General features: G+C 69.5%; 18 protein-coding genes. 9 read left to right on the top strand and 9 right to left on the bottom strand.

Translation table 11 applies throughout. From position 1 onward, the window contains the following. The first annotated feature begins 173 nt into the window (after positions 1-173). The 4 genes from DAETH_RS22230 to DAETH_RS22215 all read left to right on the top strand — a co-directional run bounded on the left by DAETH_RS22230 (position 174) and on the right by DAETH_RS22215 (position 4,041). On the top strand, positions 174-962 hold the full coding sequence (locus tag DAETH_RS22230; protein WP_264778295.1) for a carboxypeptidase-like regulatory domain-containing protein: 789 nt from the start codon (positions 174-176) through the stop codon (positions 960-962). Positions 963-989: 27 nt separating this feature from the next. Next, a complete protein-coding gene (locus DAETH_RS22225; RefSeq protein ID WP_264778294.1) occupies positions 990-1,511 on the top strand; it encodes a hypothetical protein in 522 nt (173 codons plus the stop codon). An 81-nt stretch (positions 1,512-1,592) separates the two neighbouring features. Next, positions 1,593-2,507, top strand: a complete 915-nt coding sequence (locus tag DAETH_RS22220; RefSeq protein ID WP_264778293.1) for a DUF1517 domain-containing protein — start codon at positions 1,593-1,595, stop codon at positions 2,505-2,507. Between the two features lie 247 nt (positions 2,508-2,754). Continuing rightward, positions 2,755-4,041 (top strand): sugar efflux transporter, encoded by a 1,287-nt coding sequence (locus DAETH_RS22215; RefSeq protein WP_264778292.1) that lies wholly within the window; start codon positions 2,755-2,757, stop codon positions 4,039-4,041. Between the two features lie 422 nt (positions 4,042-4,463). Here the strand turns inward: DAETH_RS22215 and DAETH_RS22210 are convergent, their stop codons facing one another. Beyond that, complete coding sequence (locus tag DAETH_RS22210; RefSeq protein ID WP_264778291.1) at positions 4,464-4,721, bottom strand: hypothetical protein; 258 nt, start codon at positions 4,719-4,721, stop codon at positions 4,464-4,466. Positions 4,722-4,805: 84 nt separating this feature from the next. Here DAETH_RS22210 and DAETH_RS22205 point away from each other — a divergent pair, with 84 nt between their 5' ends. Then, positions 4,806-5,270, top strand: coding sequence for a hypothetical protein (locus tag DAETH_RS22205; RefSeq protein WP_264778290.1), 465 nt, complete (start codon positions 4,806-4,808; stop codon positions 5,268-5,270). 283 nt (positions 5,271-5,553) lie between these two features. On the opposite strand, the gene DAETH_RS22200 is transcribed toward DAETH_RS22205, so the two are convergent. The 4 genes from DAETH_RS22200 to DAETH_RS22185 form a co-directional block, all read right to left on the bottom strand. Next, complete coding sequence (locus DAETH_RS22200) at positions 5,554-5,982, bottom strand: four-helix bundle copper-binding protein (RefSeq protein WP_264778289.1); 429 nt, start codon at positions 5,980-5,982, stop codon at positions 5,554-5,556. Between the two features lie 64 nt (positions 5,983-6,046). Beyond that, on the bottom strand, positions 6,047-6,217 hold the full coding sequence (locus tag DAETH_RS22195) for a hypothetical protein (protein WP_264778288.1): 171 nt from the start codon (positions 6,215-6,217) through the stop codon (positions 6,047-6,049). 6 nt (positions 6,218-6,223) lie between these two features. Further along, positions 6,224-7,426 (bottom strand): zinc-dependent alcohol dehydrogenase, encoded by a 1,203-nt coding sequence (locus DAETH_RS22190; protein ID WP_264778287.1) that lies wholly within the window; start codon positions 7,424-7,426, stop codon positions 6,224-6,226. A 274-nt stretch (positions 7,427-7,700) separates the two neighbouring features. Next, positions 7,701-8,915 carry an erythromycin esterase family protein gene (locus DAETH_RS22185; RefSeq protein ID WP_264778286.1) on the bottom strand — a complete coding sequence of 405 codons (1,215 nt, stop codon included), beginning with the start codon at positions 8,913-8,915 and terminating at the stop codon, positions 7,701-7,703. Positions 8,916-9,424: 509 nt separating this feature from the next. Here DAETH_RS22185 and DAETH_RS22180 point away from each other — a divergent pair. The 4 genes from DAETH_RS22180 (at position 9,425) to DAETH_RS22165 (ending at position 11,756) form a co-directional block, all read left to right on the top strand. Beyond that, positions 9,425-10,078: an HAD family hydrolase gene (locus DAETH_RS22180; RefSeq protein WP_264778285.1), complete on the top strand. Its 654-nt coding sequence runs from the start codon at positions 9,425-9,427 to the stop codon at positions 10,076-10,078. 34 nt (positions 10,079-10,112) lie between these two features. Beyond that, positions 10,113-10,541: a cupin domain-containing protein gene (locus tag DAETH_RS22175; RefSeq protein ID WP_264778284.1), complete on the top strand. Its 429-nt coding sequence runs from the start codon at positions 10,113-10,115 to the stop codon at positions 10,539-10,541. A 550-nt stretch (positions 10,542-11,091) separates the two neighbouring features. Then, a complete protein-coding gene (locus DAETH_RS22170) occupies positions 11,092-11,580 on the top strand; it encodes a hypothetical protein (protein WP_264778283.1) in 489 nt (162 codons plus the stop codon). A gap of 53 nt (positions 11,581-11,633) precedes the next feature. After that, the gene (locus DAETH_RS22165) at positions 11,634-11,756 is read left to right on the top strand and encodes a hypothetical protein (RefSeq protein ID WP_264778282.1); all 123 of its coding nucleotides are present in this window, start codon (positions 11,634-11,636) and stop codon (positions 11,754-11,756) included. A gap of 21 nt (positions 11,757-11,777) precedes the next feature. Here the strand turns inward: DAETH_RS22165 and DAETH_RS22160 are convergent, their stop codons facing one another. The 4 genes from DAETH_RS22160 to DAETH_RS22145 all read right to left on the bottom strand — a co-directional run bounded on the left by DAETH_RS22160 (position 11,778) and on the right by DAETH_RS22145 (position 17,243). After that, positions 11,778-13,220, bottom strand: a complete 1,443-nt coding sequence (locus tag DAETH_RS22160) for a xylulokinase (protein WP_264778281.1) — start codon at positions 13,218-13,220, stop codon at positions 11,778-11,780. Positions 13,221-13,482: 262 nt separating this feature from the next. After that, complete coding sequence (locus DAETH_RS22155; RefSeq protein WP_264778572.1) at positions 13,483-15,372, bottom strand: glycoside hydrolase family 2 protein; 1,890 nt, start codon at positions 15,370-15,372, stop codon at positions 13,483-13,485. Between the two features lie 117 nt (positions 15,373-15,489). Next, positions 15,490-16,338: a carbohydrate ABC transporter permease gene (locus tag DAETH_RS22150; RefSeq protein ID WP_264778280.1), complete on the bottom strand. Its 849-nt coding sequence runs from the start codon at positions 16,336-16,338 to the stop codon at positions 15,490-15,492. Then, the gene (locus DAETH_RS22145) at positions 16,335-17,243 is read right to left on the bottom strand and encodes a carbohydrate ABC transporter permease (protein WP_264778279.1); all 909 of its coding nucleotides are present in this window, start codon (positions 17,241-17,243) and stop codon (positions 16,335-16,337) included. Before DAETH_RS22145 ends, DAETH_RS22150 begins: the two co-directional genes overlap by 4 nt. Between the last annotated feature and the right edge of the window lie 27 nt (positions 17,244-17,270).

Here is a 17,270-nt window from a genome sequence, read left to right as displayed (position 1 = left end):
AAAAACGCCTGCCGACATGGCTTGTGATCGGCGCGTCCACCCATCCTCGAAAGGAGCGCCGCAGGCCGCCAGGCGCCCCCGGACCGATCACGCCGGGGTCATGGGGGTCCTCCTACGCTGCCGTCAATTCAGACCCCAGGTGCCGGAACGTGGGCGCCCGGAAGGAGACGCGGATGCAAGGAAAAAAAACGACAAAGACGGCCCTCACGAGCCTGCTCGCCCTGCTGACGGTGGGACCGGCCCTCGCCGCCCCCGGCAGGCCCGGCCCGGGCACCGTCCAGGGTCAGGTGCTCGACACGCGCGGCAAGCCGCTGGAAGGCGTGACGGTCTGGATCAAACCCGTCGTGACGACCGGGGTCGCCGAGGTGCTGACCGACGAGGGGGGCCGCTACGAGGTCGAGGGCCTGCCTCCCGTCGGCTACCGGGCCTATGCCTGGCTGGGCGTCCGTTACCAGGGCCAGAAATTTTGCTACCGCCTCGCCCTGCCCAAGACCTCCGAGTACAACCCCTTCGTTCCCAAGGACGGCATCGTCCGTAACTTCCAGTGGAAGCTCTCGGGCCGCGTGCCCGACTGGGACGACGACAGCAGCGAGCTGGGGTACTTCGGCGGCTCCATGTCCCCGATGCAGGGCGGCTTTCAGGACCGCTGGGCGACGAACGACGACCAGATCGAACTGCAACTGACGCCGGTGGGGCCGCTGATCGACGGCAGCACGGGCAAGGTGCTAACGAAAACCGTCCCGGGCCGCAAACTCGCGGTGGATATCCCCATCGGGACCTACAGGGTCAAGGCGACCTTCATCGGCAAGAACGGCACCCGGGAACCGCTGATCGTGTCGGACAACCAGGACGGCAGCTACGGAACGGAGGCCACGGTCAAGTTCAAGGGCAGCGACAAGGGCTGCTCCGGCAGCTACGGCGGTTGGTCCGGCAGCGCCTACGTCTACTGGCGCTTCAAGTAGGTCGCCCCCTCTTCCAAGGAGTCCACCATGAAAACACTTCCCCTCCTGCCCGCCACCCTCGCCCTCGCCGCCCTTTCCGGCGCGTTCGCTGCCCGCTCGCCCTCCAACCTCGAACCCTTCGGCAAGGAGCAGGTGTGCGTCGGCCGCGCCGAGGTCCTGCTGCGCGGTCAACCGGACAAGGCCCTGACCAAGGTCGCCCAGGACCGCCTGGACCGCCTCGGCGCCTCCCTGGGGCTCGGCAAGGCCGGGCAGAACTACACCTCCTGCCCGGCATGGCTGTCCTTTCGCGCCGAGGCGGGCAATGACGGCAACGGCAAGCTGGTGTACCATGCCACCCTGAGTCTCGTGACGCCCAAGGTGCAGACCAAGGCCATCGAGAACCTGAGGAGCGAGGCCTTCGACTACGACGGCGGCTTCGAGTACGTGTCCCTGTGGGACCGCACCCACGCCAGCATCGCCTTCGACGTCGAGAACCTGAGCTTCAGGGTGGGTGCCGAGGTCGTCTCCCAGATGGACGACTTCGGCACCGACTGGAAAAAGACGCACTAGCACGGCGCCCTCGCCAGGTCAGGAGTCCGCCCGCGCGGAGGGCCTGCCGGGCAGGTCCGCGCGGGCCAATGAGGTGAACCCATGACCAGCCCCTCCTCCAGACGGTCCTCCCGCTCGCTCTTCGCGGGCCTCCTCGTGGTGCTGTGGCTCCTCGGCGGCGCCCTCGCCGTGTCGGGTGGGGGCTTCGGCGGCACGTCACCCTCCACCTCGAACAGCTCGACCTCCAGCGGCTCCTCATCCTCCTCCTCCTTCGGCTCGTCGTTCGGCTCCTCCTCCTCCTCCTGGGGCGCGTCCTCGTCAGGCACGGCTTCGGGGAGCAGTTCCTCCTCGGACTCCACCTGGACGCTGGGGGAGGTCCTGTTCGTGATGGGGCTGCTCGTCGCCTACATGGTGATCACATCGTTGATCGACCTGTGGAAGGCGCGGCGGCGCTCCCCCCAGGCGGTACAGGTGCAACTGCTGCTCGCAGACGGCGAGGAGGTCAAGCGCCAGTTCCAGCGGCTCGCGCGGCGGCACGACCCGGACCGGCCCGGCGCCCTCGCCACCCTGCTGCGCGAAAGTGCCCTGCTGCTGCTGCGGCACAAGTCCGACTGGACGCACGGCACGCTGGAGCGCCGAAGGGTGGGCAGCCTGCCCCGGGCCGCGCAGGTGGTGGGCACCTGGGCCGCCCACGCCCGCGCCGCCTTCGAGACGCAGACGACGGCCCAGTACCAGGACGGCGACCCCTCGGGCGGGCTGGAGCGGGACTCCTCCTACCAGGGCAAGACCGGGGGCACCTTCCTGGCCGTCACGCTCGCCGCCTCGACGGTGGACACCTCCTATGCCAGCGAAACGGGCGACGGGGCTGGGGCCGTGGAGGCCGCGCTGCTGACGCTGACGGGCGTGGACGCGGGGCAACTGGGCCGCCTGGAGGTCGTGTGGAGCCCCGACGGGGAGGGCGAGTTCCTGAATGAGAACGAGGCCATCCGCCGCTACCCCGACCTCGCCCCGCTGTGAGGGAGCGGCCAGGAAGCTCTTCGGTCCAGCCGGGCCGGACAGGCGGCGGCACTTCAGGGGAAATTGACGAAATTGGCGGCTTCCCGGCGGCGGCGAGGGCGTAGGGTAGGCGGCGCGTGCGGCGAGCCCGTTTCCGGTGGGCCTGCCGTTTCAATCTGCCGAGCAGAGCGGGGCTCCCGGGCCCTGCCCGGGTCGTTTGACCGCCGCCTTACATGTTGCCTCCCACGTTTCAGGAGTCCTCCTGCCCATGACGTCCCCGCTGCGTGCCCTGAGCTTCCTGCGCCACATTCCTCACTTCACGCCCTTCGCCGTCGCCGCGCTCCTGCTGGGCACCGCGACCTCGTTCACCGGGCCCTACCTGCCCCTCTTCGCCCGCGAGGCGGCCCACATGTCGCCCCTCTCGCTGGGCGTGTTCATGACCCTGGTGTCCCTGAGCGGCATCCTCATCAGCACCGGGCTCGCCCGCTGGTCCGACCGCCGACCGGGCAACCGCGCGGTGGTGCTCCTCACGGTGCTCGCCGCCGCCGTGGGCTTCGCGCTCCTGAGTATGACGCGGAGTTACCTGCCGCTCGTTCTGATCGGCTGCCTTTTCCTGGGCACCGGGGCGGGCGCCTTTCCGCAGCTCTTCGCGCTCGCCCGGGCCGGGTTCGGGATGGCGGGTCCCGAACTCGCCGAGCGCGGCATGATCACCCTCAGATCGGTGTTCTCGATGGCCTGGATGCTCGGCCCGGCGGTGGCGGCGCTGATCCTGGCGAGGCTGGGCTTCACCGGGCTCTTTCTCGCCACGGCGGCCTGCTACCTCACCGTCGGCCTGCCGCTGCTGCTGGCCCGCTTCCGGCCCGCGCCGAGGCCTCCGGCCAGCGAACGCGACTCGGCGGGCACACCTCCGGGAGATGCAGGGCCGGCGCGCCGACCGCTCGCCCTCGTCGCGCTGAGCTTCGTGTTGTACGGCATCTCGAACAACATGGGCTTCATCGCGCTGCCGCTGCACGTCACGGGCGCCCTGCACGCGCCGGAGAGCACCGTCGGGTTCCTCGTGGGCCTGTGCGCCCTGCTCGAAATCCCCTTTATCCTCGGCTTCGCGCTGTGGCCGCGCCGGGTCCCGCACGAGCGGCTGATCACCCTGAGTTTCGCCCTCTTCGCCGGGTACTTCGTCCTGCTGGCCCTCGCCCCGGCGGTGTGGGTGCTCGCCGCCGCGCAGCTCGTGCGCGCGGCGGTGATCGCGGTCACGACCACCCTGGGGATGGCGTACTTCCAGGAATTGATGCCGGGCCGCACGGGCACCGCGCTCACCCTCTACACGAACACGGGCAGCGTCGGCGCGGTGCTGTCGGGCGTCGTCTCGGGCGCCTTCGCGCAGGCCTTCGGCTACCAGGCCGTCTTCCTGCTGTGCGCCGGACTCACCGGGGCCGCCTTCCTGCTCCTCGCGGCCCTCACCCTGCGGCAACCCGGGGGCTCACCCGTTCCCGGGCCGGGGCAGCAGACGGGCGTGCCCGGGTCCCCGGAGGTCGTGCGGCCTGCCCGCAGCCTCTGAACAGCGTTGGACCTCCCGCCAAAGTGGATGATGAGGGGGCAGAAGGTCAAAGGCAGGCGTTCATCCTGACCTGATGCAAAGTGTCTATGACAGAAGGAAGCAGAGCAGATGTGCCTGTGACCTGGCGTTTTCGCGCTATTACCCCGCTCCCCCCGTGGGACTTGCAAAGCTGCGAAGCACAGAGGGCGTTGCGAAGCAACGGGTGAGGGGGCGTGTGACCAGCTCAGCCGCGCCCCCAAGGCCAAGGAACGCCTTGCCCTCCGTCGAGAGAAAAGCCTGGCAAAAGGCGTGCCCGGTCAGCCTTCTGCTTTCTGCAACTCTCAGGAAATCCATTGTCATAACCGGCAAAGCGAACCGTCTCCTCATTCCTTGCAGGAGACGGTTCGCTTCACGCGGGACGACCATCCGGCTTTCGCCCAACGCTACTGCTGGCTGGCGGATTGGAGGGTCAGGCCGGACGGACTTTCAAGGTGGCGGCTCCCCACGAAGCTGTAATCGTCGGCGTAGGCCTCCAGAACGACCGTCTTCGGGGAGTCCCCACCCTGGAGTGCATGACCCGCCGCCAGGGCCTCGCGCTCCTCGCGGAAGACGACGGGCACGTCGGGGTTGTCCTGTTGGGTCAGCGGCAGGCCGTCCACGACGAGGACGAAGTAGCGGGGGGCACGCATGGCAGCCGTCATACTTAAAGGTTAAATGAAGGTATCTGACAGAAGTCGCACAGCGGCCCCCGTTTCGGGTTGTGCGGGGGCCTTTAGAATTTCGCCGTGCCTTACACCACCCTGAGCGAGCAGATCAAGAACCTCTCCAACCCGCAGAGGAGCGACACCTTCGTCAAGCGGTTCCGCGACGCGGTTCGGGAGGGCGAACTGGAGGCGGCGGAACTGCCACGGCGCTTCACCCTTCCCAAGACCTACCGCAAACGCGGCAGCGACGAGACCGGCACCCGCGACGTGCGCGACATGGTGTTCGAACCCACCCCCGAGTTCGAGGCCTGGTTCGCGCGGGTGAACGAGGAACTGTCGTCGGGGCGCGAGCGGCGGACGAGGGTCAAGCCCACCCTGGAGAACATCGAGGCCGGGGCCCTGGACTTCAAGGCGCTGGCCGAGGAAACCCGCCGCCGCCTGAATGCCAGCTTCGAGAAGGGGCAGGCGCTCGGCAAGTCCCGCGCCCAGTCGCGGTCGTCCTCCGCCAAGACCGGACGCAAGCGCAGTACCAAGACCAAGAAGTAAGACCGGCGAGGGTGTGGGTCCGTGGGGCGTGGGCGTGGGGTACTCTCCCCACGCCTGCGCCCTGGACGCTTAAGACCCATTGCACAACGGGCGAACAACCCGTTCCTGCCGACCGGCAGCACGACGATTGGCACTCACCACCCCTCTGCAAGTCTGCCGCAGGGGAAGAGGGAGAAAAAGACCTCGACCGGGACGCTGTTCTTCGTAGTCCACAGCAGGCGTCCTGGGGCGAGGAACCTTCTCTCGGTCCAGCCGGTTCCCTGAACTGAGGAGGCGGACGGGATCAGCCCTCCGCGCTCATGCTCCCCAGGAGTTGCCCGCAAGCCTGCTCGCAGCGGCGGCAGGACTCGGCGCAGACGCCGCAGTGGGTCATGTTCATCTCGCGGGCGTGCCGTTCGCACTCGTCCCCACACGCCTTGCACGCCGCGAGACAGGCCTGAAGTTGCGCGCGGAGCACGTTCAGGTCCGGCTGCGTCAGCCTGGACAGCACCCGGCCGGTGGCGCCGCACACATCGGCACAGTCGAGGTTGAGGCGGATGCAGTGGACGAGGTGCATCAGGTGCTCGCGCTCCCCCAGGCAGGCGTCGGCGCACGACGAGCAGACGTTCGCGCACTCGAAGCAGGCGTCGATACACTCGGCGAGGGCGCCCTGGTCGAACACACTCGCGGGGTTGGGGTGGGTTTGCGGCATCCTCTGGGTGTTCTGCGGCATGTCGGTCTCCTGTCAGGACGGGCGGGGCGGCGCGCCTGGGCATCTGACGCGCCGCCCTCCGTCCTCAGCCCTCGGTCAGGCCCTGCTCCAGGGCGTATCGAGAGTCCTCCTCGGACAACTCGCCCTCATTGCCCGCCTCGATCTCGCGTCTCAGCCGGTCGGTGCGGTCCTCGTCCGGCTGGGACTCCTCGGTCAGATCGGTCTCGGGGGCGGACTGGTCATTGGCGTCGGTCATGGGGACTCACATCCCCGGAACGAGTTCGACCTTGAGCCAGCCGGGACGGCGCTCGTCGAAGGCCTGGTAGGCGGAGAGCACGTCGGACATCTCCTCGGCGCGCGACAGCAGCTTCTCGGGGTCGAGCGTCCCCTGCTGGATCAGGTCGAGGAGGTAGGGGATGTACTTGCGGTGGTTGCAGTTGCCCATCCGGATGGTGAGGTTCTTGTTCATCGCGGCGCCGATGGGGAAACTCTGCATGGTGGGCGGGTACACGCCGATGATGCTCAGCGTCCCCGCCTTGCACAGGGACTGCACCGCCCATTCGAGGGCCTGGCTGGGCGCGTTGCCCGCGTTTCCGGCCGTCCCCTCAGGCGCCACCTGCGAAAGCTGCTCCTCGAATTGCTGCTGCTCCTGCCGGGCCTGCTCCGCCGCCGGGCCGTGGTCGGCGTGCTGGGCGTCCACCCCCACCGCGTCGATCACCCGGTCCACGCCGATGCCGCCGGTCATCCGCTGGAGGGTCTGCACCGGGTCCTCCTCGTCGAAGTTGATGATCTCGGCGCCCTGGTAGCGCGCGGTCTCCAGGCGGTCGGGAATGCGGTCGATGGCGAAGACGCGCCCCGCGCCCATGAACTTGGCCGAGGTGATGGCGAACTGCCCGACCGGGCCGCAGCCGAACACCGCCACCGTGTCGCCCGGCTTGATCTCCGCGAGGTCGGCCCCGAAGTACCCGGTCGGGAAGATGTCGCTGACGAGGATCGCCTGGCCGTCGGTCACGTTGTCGGGCACCTTGACGAGGTTCGTGGCGGCGAAGGGGATGCGCGCCTTTTCGGCCTGGAGGCCCTGGATGGGGCCGCTCGCCTTCGGGCCGCCGAAAAAGGCCGTGCCCGCCGTGGGTCCGTTGGGATTGGCGTTGTCGCACTGGCTGTAGTACCCCGCGCGGCAGTACGAGCAGTACCCGCAGGCGATGGTCGAGGGGATGACCACCCGGTCGCCGGGCCGGAAGTTGCGCACGTCGGGCCCCACCTCCTCCACGACGCCGACGCCCTCGTGGCCGAGGATGGTGCCGGGAACCATCTCGCTGAAGGTGCCGTGGACGAAGTGCAGGTCGGTGCCGCAGATCGCCGAGGCCGTGAGCCGCACGATGGCGTCCGTCGGCTGCTCGATGCGGGGATCGGGAACGTCTTCGAGCCGAATATCTCCTACGCCGCGCCAGACCACTGCTTTCATAGGGTCCTCCTGACAGGCTTCATCTAACGGCAGGTCCGGCCGCAGGGGGCTTTGGATGAAGGAAAGGCTCACCCGTGGTCCGGGACACGGGGGCGGGCGACATGCCGGACTCTCACGGTGAGGGCGTCACCGGGACTGGAGCTACCGTATTCCCCCGTCCGCCCTCGTCACCGTGGTGTGTCGGTCGTCGGCCGAGTGTCAGGGTCTCCACCCGCTGACGCGGCGGCAGGGAACAAGCGTCCGTGCTCGCTGTGGAGGTGCCCCCCTGCCCCCCTCAGTCTGTCGCGCCCCGCACCAGGAGCACGCCGTCCGCGAGCGGCAGGTGCCGGAGTTCGGGGGGGAAAGAACCGGCCTGAACAGGAGCGTCCGTTCCCGTGCCCGGTCGTTCCGAGCGTGCGGCCGTCGGTTCCCGGGCGCCGATCAGGGTGGCCGGGCGAGCGGGGTCGAGCAGGGCGCCCTGCAACGTGTCCGCGTCGGGTTCAACGCCCCTTTCCGGCGCCGGGCCCAGTTCACTCGCGATAAAGGCGTACCGGCTACCGAGGCGAAGGCTGACGTGCGCTCCGGCACTCCACCACTCCAGGCTCATGCCTCGCATCTTCATCACGCTGACCGGGCGTTGCAGGTGGACGTTGTGGGCGAACACGAGGGTCGGCCCGCGCTCCCCCTCACGCCCCGCGATGGCAGTGAGGTTGTCGGCCATCATCAGGTCCCGCAGCGCCAGCATTCGCGCCACCCGGCCGGGCGAGGGGTCGGCAACGACGGCGTGATACCGGAGGAGGCCGGTCGCCGTGCGGGCGTGGAGCTGCGCCTCCCAGAACCCCGGTTGTGCGGTGAGTCCCGGCATTTCGGTTTCGAGGAGACCGGAGAGGTCGTCCGCCAGCAACCGGAGTTGCCGTGCCTCGCCGCTGTTGCCGATGGACTGCGCCGCGTCCATCCCGGCCGCCGGATTGGTCCAGCGGGCCTCCTCCCCGCAGAGGTGTTCAAGGGTGGCCGCGTCCACGGGGAGGTCGCCCAGATGCGCGGTCAGGAAAGCGTGCAGGGCGAGCAGGCTCGCGCGGGGACTGGCCGCCCACAGGTTCTCCAGGGGCGCGTCGAAGCCGTAGAAGCTCAGGTGATCGGCGGGGTCACGGTCAGCGTTGAAGTTCCTCATCCACTCGACCAGTTCCCGGTTGGCCGGACGGGCACCGAAGCCGTGGCTGAAGCCCGTTCGCATGACCTCATCCAGGGTGTGCTCGCTGGACGTGACGTGGGCATTCACCCCCTGCCCCGCGATGATGTCACTTTCGAGGGCGACAGATCGGAACCCGTGCTCCTCGACCAGCGTGCGGAAGATGCGGTTGCGCCAGGCCGGGAAGGCGTCGAGGCCGTGAGTCGGCTCACCCAGGGCGAGGAGTCGCGGCGTAGCGGGCAGGCTGCCCAGAAAGGAAGAGAGGGCGGCGCGCAGGTCGGTGAGGTCCCAGCCGATCCCGGGCAGAGTCTGATCTGACATGGTGTGCTCCTTTGCCACAGGGCGCGCCCGCTCTGGCTCTCCCATCGTTCCTGTGCCGCATGTGAGGACCCTTACGGGGCGACGCTCGCCGAACCTTAATCATCGGCCCGGAACCCGGGGAGGCTGGGGGCGCTTTGAACAGCGTCCTCCGGCCGGTGCTGCCGAACTGCGCTGCGAAGGGGATCACCGCCTCTTAAAGCCTGCTTTGAAAGTCGGACCTGGCGTATCACGGGCACGATGAAGGCGGGGGTTGAGCTCCTCTCCCCTGGCGGGGGACTGGTACAGCTCGCACCGCGAGAGGCTGGACTGGTACAGCTCCGTTTGAAACACGCTCTTCCACGCTCGACCACGAGGACGACCGGCGGAGTCGTGGCCTGAGCGCCAGCCCATGCTCAGGCCGCCGACCGGAGCGACGTGGCCGCCTCACCTCTTCCGCGCGGCGGATGACGATGAAGCGCCCGCCAATGCCCTCTTACGCAGGCGCCCCCGCATCCCTCTAGCCTCCGCCTGTGAGCAACTACCGAGGGGTCATCTTCGACATCGACGGCACGCTGGTGGACAGCAACGACGCGCACGCCCGCGCCTGGGTGCGTGCTTTCGCCGACCAGGGCATCGAGGTGCCTTTCGATCAGGTCCGGCCCCTCATCGGCATGGGGGGTGACCAGCTCGTGCCGCGCGTGACCGGGATCGAGAAGGGTGACCCGCGCTACCAGCCCCTCTCGGACGGCTGGAAACGCCACTTTCAGGAGGAGGAACTGCCGAACCTGAGGGCGCAGCCGGGCAGCCGCGCCCTGCTCGAAGCCCTGCGGGCCCGGGGATTGAAACTCATCGCGGGCACCTCGGCCGACGAGGCGCTTGTGGGGGGGCTGCTCAAGATCGCCGGGGCCGAGGACCTGCTCACCGAGCACACGACCTCCTCGGACGTGGAGGCCTCCAAACCCGAGCCCGACATCGTGCAGGCCGCCGTCACCAAGCTGGGCCTGAAGCCGGAGGAAGTGCTGATGGTGGGCGACACGCCCTTCGACGTGGAGAGCGCACGTAAGGCGGGCGTGGACACCGTGGCCCTGCGCTGCGGCGGCGACAGCCGCTTCGAGGGCGCGGTCGCCGTGTACGACAGCCCGCAGGACTGGCTCGACCACCTGGGCGAGTCGCCCGTGGCCTGAGTCTTCACCCCCACTTCCCCATCAGGAGAACGCCATGCCGTTTTTCAACCAGGACATCGCGCGGCTCGTTCAGGACAACTCGTTCTTCCGGCAGGAGGTCCACTCGTTCTTCCGGCAGGAGGTCCACACGGCCGAGCACAGCCAGCTTGTCGTGATGAGCGTCGAGCCGGGAGACGACATCGGCGAGGAGGTCCACGAGGTCGATCAGGTTCTCGTGTTCGTCTCCGGGCAGGGCGAGGCGGTGCTGAACGGCGAGCGCAGCCCGGTCGGGGCAAATTCGCTCGTGATCGTGCCCGCCGGGACTCGCCACAATTTCGTGAACACCGGGCAGGAGCCCATGAAGCTCTTCACGGTGTACGCGCCCCCCGAGGAGGAGCCCGGCACCCTCCACCGCGACAAGGCGGAGGCCGAGGCCGCCGAGGCGGAGAAGGCGGAGGTTCGAGCTGCCCCAGAAAGACGTTGAACGTCGCGGTGGGCGTGAGTTGCGTGGTCAGGCACTCGTAGGTGCCGGGCTCGGGCAGCGCCTAGGTGACGGTCTGCGCGGCGGCCCCCGACGTGAGGGCCAGGGCCAGCAGGCCGAGGCCGGACCGGACCGCCTGGAAACGGGTCGAATGCATGGGCTCTCCTCTCGGACGTAGGCTGTCCCCAGGCGTGGTGGGTGAACACTTGCCTTGGCCTGGGGGGAGGAAGACAACCAGGCCGGGGGCTTTCAAAAACAAGTCTGGGTTTTGAGTGGCCGCCCACCTACCGTGAGGGCACGCCGAGGGGGGGCGGCCACCCGGACCGGGGCCCACACGGCGACAGGAGGAAAGCTGACCGGGAGACCCTAAGCCGTGCCGCTGCCCGCCGCCTGCGACGCCACCAGACTCGCCTCGTCAGCGAAGGCGTTCTCCCAGGAAAAGGCGTGCTCGTCCGTACCTGAACCCGAGCCCCGACTGCGACTGCGGCCCCTGTGGCCGCTGTTTTTTGGAATGCGCCTTCTTTCCCCAGCCGGGCACCGTAGGCTGACGGCCATGCCCCGGGCCCTGCGCTCGAACGCCCAGATCGTGCGGGACCCCGAAGTCGTGGCGCTGCTTGACGGCAGGCGCGGGCGGTACTTCGAGCCCTTCCTGGGGCAGGCGTGTACCGTGCCCGAGGCGGCGTCGAGCTGCGGGCTGCGGCCCAACACCATGAATTACTGGGTCAGGAAGTTCGAGCGGCTGGGCGTGGTGCGCGCCTCGGGCGTGCGGAAGGAGGGGGGGCGGCGGGTGCGGACGTACCGCTTGGTGGCCGATCAGCTCGTGCTGCTACCCCCGGCGGCGGTCTCGGTGCCCGGCGAGGAGTCCCCCCGCCGGGAGTGGGACCCGCTGTGGGAACGCTTCATGCGCGGGGCGGTCCACACGTCGCTCGAACTCGCCGACGTGTGGGTGGCCCGGCTCTACCGCGACGAGGGGGGCCGACCGCGCCGCGACAACTTCCCGCGCTGGCACCTCGACCCGTCCCCATCCCGCCCGTCAGCCTGATCGGGGCCAACTGGCGGGGCCGACTGCGCCTCACCCACGCGGACGCCGAGGCGTTGCAGGGGGAATTGGAGGCGCTGTTCGAGCGTTACGCCGCCCGGTCCACCGAAGACGCCGACCGGACGCCCTACCTCCTCCACCTGGGCCTCGTCAAGGAGCCGCCGACCTCCCCGGAGTGAGGCGGGGCCCGGGGCGGGAGGTCAGCGCCCGTCCTGGCCCCCGGCCGGAAACCAATCCCGCAGCGCCCCGTAGGCTGCCGCAAAACGTCCGGCGACCTCCGCCCAGTCGTGGTCAGAATGAGGTTCGACGGTCTCCTGGATACGGGGACCCTCGACCTCGGGCGCCCGCCCCGTGACCGCCGCCCGGGCGAGCAGCGCCGCCCCGAGCGCCGAGGCCCCGGGCACCTCCACCCCTTCCAGCGGGCGCCCCAGGACGTCGGCGAGGAGTTGCCGCCACCACGGGTGGACCGAGCCCCCGCCCGCCAGCCGCAGGGCGGGCCGCGCGGTCTCCGGGAGGAGGAGCAGCGCCTCCCGGATGGAGAGCGCCACCCCCTCGAAGGCGGCGCGGGCAAGGTGGTGCGGCCCGTGCTCCAGCCCTGCGCCGAGCCAGCCGCCCCGCGCGTGGGGGTCGAGGTGTGGGGTGCGGTCCCCCGTGAGGTACGGCAAGAACAGCAGGCCGCGTGACCCCGGTTCCGCCTCCCGCGCGAGCGCGTAGAACTCCTCCCACTCGCAGCGCAGGGCTCGCCGCGCCCACTCCAGGGCGAGCCCTGCGTTCTGCACGGCGCCGAGGAGATACCCGCCCCGCTGCGCCGCCGTGCGGAAGACGTGCAATCCCGGCCGAGCCCCCGGCACCCCCTCCTCCCGGAGCACGAGTTGCGCCCCCGTCCCCACCGTGAGCTGTACCTGTCCGGCGGGGAGCCCGGTACCCAGGAGCGCCGCCGCCGTGTCCGCCGCCCCCGCCGCGACGGGCAGCCCCGGGGGCAAACCCAGGTGCGAGGCCGCGCCCGGGGTGAGGACCCCCGCCACCGCCCCCGACGGGACGAGCGGCGCCAGCAGGTCGGCCCTCAGCCCCAGCGCCTCGACCAGCGGAAAGTTCCACCCGTCGCGCTCCGGGTCGTAGAGCAGCGTCCCGGAGGCGTCGGAGGGCTCGGCGTGCGCCTCTCCCGTCAGGCGCAGGCGCAGCCAGTCCTTGGGTTGCAGAGCCCAACGGGCGCGGGCGTAGAGGTCCGCCTCGTGCCCCCGTAGCCACAGCAGGCCGGGACCGGCCATGCCCGCCGTGACGGGATTACGCAGGGTGAGCCGCAGTTCCCCGGGCAGCGCGCGGTAAGCGCCCAGGACGGAGGAGGCCCGGCCGTCCGCCCACAGCACCGCCGGGCGCAGGGGCACACCGTCCGCCCCGCAGAGCACCACCCCGTGCATCTGCCCGGAGAGGCCGAGCGCCCGGACGCGGGGGCCGTCCTCCCCCACCACCTCGCGGGTGACGCGCCCGACCGCCGCCCACCATTCCTCCGGGTCGCTCTCGGCCCAGCTGGGGCGGGGGGCCTGCACCGCGTAGGCCCCGCTCGCCTCGCGGACGGGCTCACCCCCCTCCCCGAAGAGGGCGACCTTGACGCTACCGGTGCCGAGGTCAAGGCCGAGGTACATGGTGGCCCCGCACGGTCACCACGGCCGCCGGGCGGTCGGGGTGGAAGAGATCAGGGATGGTCACGGAAAGTCCTCCAGGGAAAGCAGGGCGAGCCGGGGACCACGCGGAGATGCTCCGGCCCCCGGCTTTTGTTGTCTCATATGGATGGCCCGACAAGTTGAAGGGCCTTCAACTTGTCCCGAGCGGATGCGAGTGACCAAAAGACAGCAGTGACCACTTCCGTTGCGGGCCTCCACTCCAGTGTCCACCGCTGCCAGGGCCCTAATCGTTGGCGAGCGTCTCCCGCTCGCGCTCGGCGCGGAGCTGTTCGAGGCGGCGTTCGTCGGCGAGGGCGTGGATTTCCTGAAGGACGTCGTGTTGCAGGAACCGGGAGACGCGGGTGTTGATCGCCCGCACCCGCTCGGGGTCGAGCTTGGACGTGCGGTCCTCGCGCAGCAGGCCGTTGGTCTCCTGCTCGGTGTCGGTGAGCTGGGTGTAGCAAAACCCCGCGATGACGGGGCTGTCGAGCACGGCGCCCAGGAGTTCCTCGTAGCGGGCGAGCAGCGCGTCCGTGTCGGGCAGGGTGCCGTAGCCCCACCAGCGGTCCGAGTCGCCCGGAGCGTGGCTGAGCCCGCCGAACTCGGTGAGCATCACGGGCTCGCCCTGGCGGTGGTGCCCGGCAAGGTAGAAGTTGCGCCGCGAGGGCTGAACCCCCCGCAGGGTGTGCTCCAGCGCCTCCTGCGAGCTGTACCGCTCGCGCAGGGTTTCGCCGTCGAGCGAGTAGTCGTGCACGCCCAGGATGTCTCCCGCCACCAGTTCCCAGCCGTCGTTACCGATGGCCGGGCGGGTGGGGTCCAGCGATTTCGTCAGCTCGTACAGGCCGCGCACGAAGGCCCGCTGCGCCGGGTCCCCCTCCAGGTTGGGCACGCCCCACGACTCGTTGACGGGCACCCAGGTCACGACGCAGGGGTGGTTGTAATCCCGCTCCAGCGCCTCCACCCACTCGCGCGTCAGGCGCCGCTGCGCCTCGGGGGTGAAGACGTACGCGTTCGCCATCTCGCCCCACACCAGCACGCCCAACCGGTCGCACCAGTACAGGAAGCGCGGGTCTTCCACCTTCTGGTGGATGCGCACCCCGTTGAAGCCGAGTTCCTTGACGAGTTCGACCTCGCGGCGCAGGGCCTCCTCCGACGGCGCGGCGAGGTGCGACTCGGGCCAGTAGTTCTGAGCCAGCACCAGACGCAGGTAGTACGGCTGGCCGTTGAGCTGGAATCTTCCGTCGCGCACGCCCACGCTCCGCAGGCCCGCGTAGCTGCCCACTTCGTCCAGCACGTTGTCGTCGTCGTCGAGGAGGGTGATCTGGGCGTCGATCAGGTTGGGCCGCCGGGGGCTCCACACGAGGTCCTTGCGCTCGGCCCGCAGGCGCAGGGGGTCGATCTCGATCTCGCGGCGGACCTCCCGCCCCTCCAGGGTGTAGGTGTCGTCCGCGAGCCGCTTGCCCCGGAGGCTCAGCCGCACGCGGACGCGCAGGGTCTGTTCCCCCACCCTGTTCAGGCGCAGGTGCAGGCCGAGTTGCCCCCGGTCCACGTCGGGCGTCCAGCGCAGGGTCTCGACGTGAGTGCGCGGCACGACTTCCAGCCACACGGGCTGCCAGATGCCGGTCGTGCGGTGGTACCAGATCGCGTGCGGTTTCTCCTCCCAGTCCTGCTTGCCGCGCGGCTGGGCGAGGTCCAGGGGATCGTCCTCGGCCCGCACCACGACGACCTGCGTCTCGCCCGGCACCAGAACGGAGGTGAGGTCGGCGGTGAAGGGCGTGTGGCCCCCCTCGTGTTCGGCGACGAGGCGCCCGTTCACCCAGACCCGGGCGCGGTAGTCCACGGCCCCAAAGTGGAGCAGGACGCGGCCCGCGCGGTCCTCATCCGCCACGGTGAGCGTGCGGCGGTACCAGACGACCGGGTGGTACCCCGTCGCCCGCAGGCCGCTCGCCACCGATTCGGGCGGGAAGGGCACGGTGATGGTCTGGCCGAACACCTCCTCGCGCTCGAACCACCGCTCGTCCATACCGAGGTCGCCGTCGTCGTGCGCGAAGCCCCAGACGCCGCCGAGGTCGTCCCAGCGTTCACGGGTGAGTTGCGGGCGGGGGTGCAGGGGGGTGTTGGAGGAGGGGGACATGGGAGGCTGGGGGGCCTGTTCGCTCACGGGTGTGCTCCTTGAGAGGGCGTGGCACGTCTCGTCCGTCCCCCGAGGGAGGCGGAAGAATGGTGTGTTACTTCAAGTCGGGCGGAAACGTCAACCCTTCACGCCCGTCACGGTGAGGAAGCCCTCGGTGACGCGGCGCTGGAAGATCAGGTAGGCGAGGACCACCGGCAGGCCGCCCAGCACGGCGGTCGCCATCGTGCGGGCGAAGCGCAGGCCGTAGGCGTCCTGCACTTGGGTGAGGCCCAGGGGAATCGTCATCATCTCGGGCGAGGTCGTGATGATGAAGGGCCACAGGAAGTTGTTCCAGGCGGCGATAAAGGTCACGATGCCGATGGCCCACAGCACCGTGCCACTCAGGGGCACGAAGACGTTCCACAGGATGCGCCACTCGTTCGCGCCGTCCACCACGGCGGCCTCGCGGATCTCTTTCGGCACCTGATCGAAAAAGCCCTTGAACACGTACACCGCGACCGGCGAGACGATCTGCGGCAGGATGATGCCCGCGTAGGTGTTTACCGTGCCCAGGTCGTTCATCAGGCGGAAGAGCGGGATGAGCAGCGCCTCGAACGGCACCATGATGCCCGCCAGGAACACCCAGAACAGGATGTTTTTCCCCCGGAATTGGAGCTGCGAGAAAGCGTAGGCGGCGAGCGCCGCCAGCGCCACCGTGGCGAGCGTGATCGCCAGCGAGGTCAGCGCGGAGTTGAGAAACCAGCGCGGCAGGTTGCCGACGGTGAGCACGTCACGAAAGGCGGTGAAGGTCGGGGTCGTGGGCAGCCACTGGAGAGGCTGCGCGACCGCCTGCTCCTCGGTCTTCAGCGCGGTCAGCACCGCCCACAGGAGGGGAAAGGCCCACAGCACGCCGAGCAGGAGCGTGGCGCCGGTGGCGATGGCCCCCCAGGTCCGGTTGCCGGGCCGAGCAGTGCTGGCGTGGGTCATGAGCGCCCCCGCAGCAGCGCGGCCTGCACCAGCGACACGAGCAGGATGATCAGGAAAAAGGCGACCGCGATGGCCGAGGCGTACCCCGCGTCGAGGTTCTGAAAGGCCGTGTCGTACATGTACTCCAGCACCACCCGGGTCGAGTTGAAGGGCCCCCCGCCCGTCAGGATGTAGACCTGCGAGAAGATCTTGAGAGACGAGATCAGTTGCAGGGTCAGCACCAGGGTAGTCACGGGCCACAGCAGCGGCCAGGTGATGAACCGGAAGGACTTCCACCCCACCGCGCCGTCGAGTTCCGCCGCCTCGTACACCTCCTTGGAGACGTTTTGCAGCCCGGCGAGGAACAGCAGCATGTTGAAGCCCACGGTCCACCACACGGTCACGAAGGCGACCGTGGGCATGGCGGTGCCCGGCTCCCCGAACCACGCGACCTCCGTGCCCGTCAGGGCGTGGACGAGACCGAACGAGGAGTTGAGAATCCACTGCCACAGCAGCGTGACGACACTGACGGGCAGCACGAACGGCAGGAAGAACAGCGCCTGCGCGAAGTTGCGCGCCCGGACCAGCCGGTTGACCGCCAGGGCCATCAGCAGCCCCAGCAGCGTGACCGGAATGACCGTGTACAGCGCGAAGGTGCCGGTATGCAGGACCGAGGCCCAGAAGTCGGAGTCGCCCACGAGCTGCACGTAGTTGGCGAGCCCCACGAAGGGCCCGGTCGCGGTGAGGCTCGACTGCGTGAGACTGAGCTGCACCGCCCGACCGATGGGAAAGACGAAGAACAGCAGGTAGGCGATCAGGAACGGGGCCAGCATCAGCAGGGCGATGGGCCCCCCCGGGGGACGCCTGCGGGTCGTGCGCGGAACGCCGGTCTGAACGCGGGCCTGGGGTGTAAGGGTGTCTCGCACGGCGTGGCCCTCCTGGCGGGTGGGGGG

It is taken from the genome of Deinococcus aetherius, from assembly GCF_025997855.1.
GTDB classification, from domain to species: Bacteria; Deinococcota; Deinococci; order Deinococcales; family Deinococcaceae; genus Deinococcus; species Deinococcus aetherius.
Note: the sequence above shows the minus strand (reverse complement) of the source record. Positions and strands in the feature narration are given on the sequence as shown.

Bases quoted from the DNA above. Each gene is read 5' to 3' on its own strand.
- DAETH_RS22170 (WP_264778283.1), top strand. From the start codon at position 11,092: ATGCCCCGGGCCCTGCGCTCGAACGCCCAGATCGTGCGGGACCCCGAA.
- DAETH_RS22160 (WP_264778281.1), bottom strand. From the start codon at position 13,220: ATGTACCTCGGCCTTGACCTCGGCACCGGTAGCGTCAAGGTCGCCCTC.
- DAETH_RS22220 (WP_264778293.1), top strand. From the start codon at position 1,593: ATGACCAGCCCCTCCTCCAGACGGTCCTCCCGCTCGCTCTTCGCGGGC.
- DAETH_RS22175 (WP_264778284.1), top strand. From the start codon at position 10,113: ATGCCGTTTTTCAACCAGGACATCGCGCGGCTCGTTCAGGACAACTCG.
- DAETH_RS22225 (WP_264778294.1), top strand. From the start codon at position 990: ATGAAAACACTTCCCCTCCTGCCCGCCACCCTCGCCCTCGCCGCCCTT.
- DAETH_RS22150 (WP_264778280.1), bottom strand. From the start codon at position 16,338: ATGACCCACGCCAGCACTGCTCGGCCCGGCAACCGGACCTGGGGGGCC.
- DAETH_RS22185 (WP_264778286.1), bottom strand. From the start codon at position 8,915: ATGTCAGATCAGACTCTGCCCGGGATCGGCTGGGACCTCACCGACCTG.
- DAETH_RS22210 (WP_264778291.1), bottom strand. From the start codon at position 4,721: ATGACGGCTGCCATGCGTGCCCCCCGCTACTTCGTCCTCGTCGTGGAC.
- DAETH_RS22155 (WP_264778572.1), bottom strand. From the start codon at position 15,372: ATGTCCCCCTCCTCCAACACCCCCCTGCACCCCCGCCCGCAACTCACC.
- DAETH_RS22195 (WP_264778288.1), bottom strand. From the start codon at position 6,217: ATGACCGACGCCAATGACCAGTCCGCCCCCGAGACCGATCTGACCGAG.
- DAETH_RS22190 (WP_264778287.1), bottom strand. From the start codon at position 7,426: ATGAAAGCAGTGGTCTGGCGCGGCGTAGGAGATATTCGGCTCGAAGAC.
- DAETH_RS22215 (WP_264778292.1), top strand. From the start codon at position 2,755: ATGACGTCCCCGCTGCGTGCCCTGAGCTTCCTGCGCCACATTCCTCAC.
- DAETH_RS22230 (WP_264778295.1), top strand. From the start codon at position 174: ATGCAAGGAAAAAAAACGACAAAGACGGCCCTCACGAGCCTGCTCGCC.
- DAETH_RS22200 (WP_264778289.1), bottom strand. From the start codon at position 5,982: ATGCCGCAGAACACCCAGAGGATGCCGCAAACCCACCCCAACCCCGCG.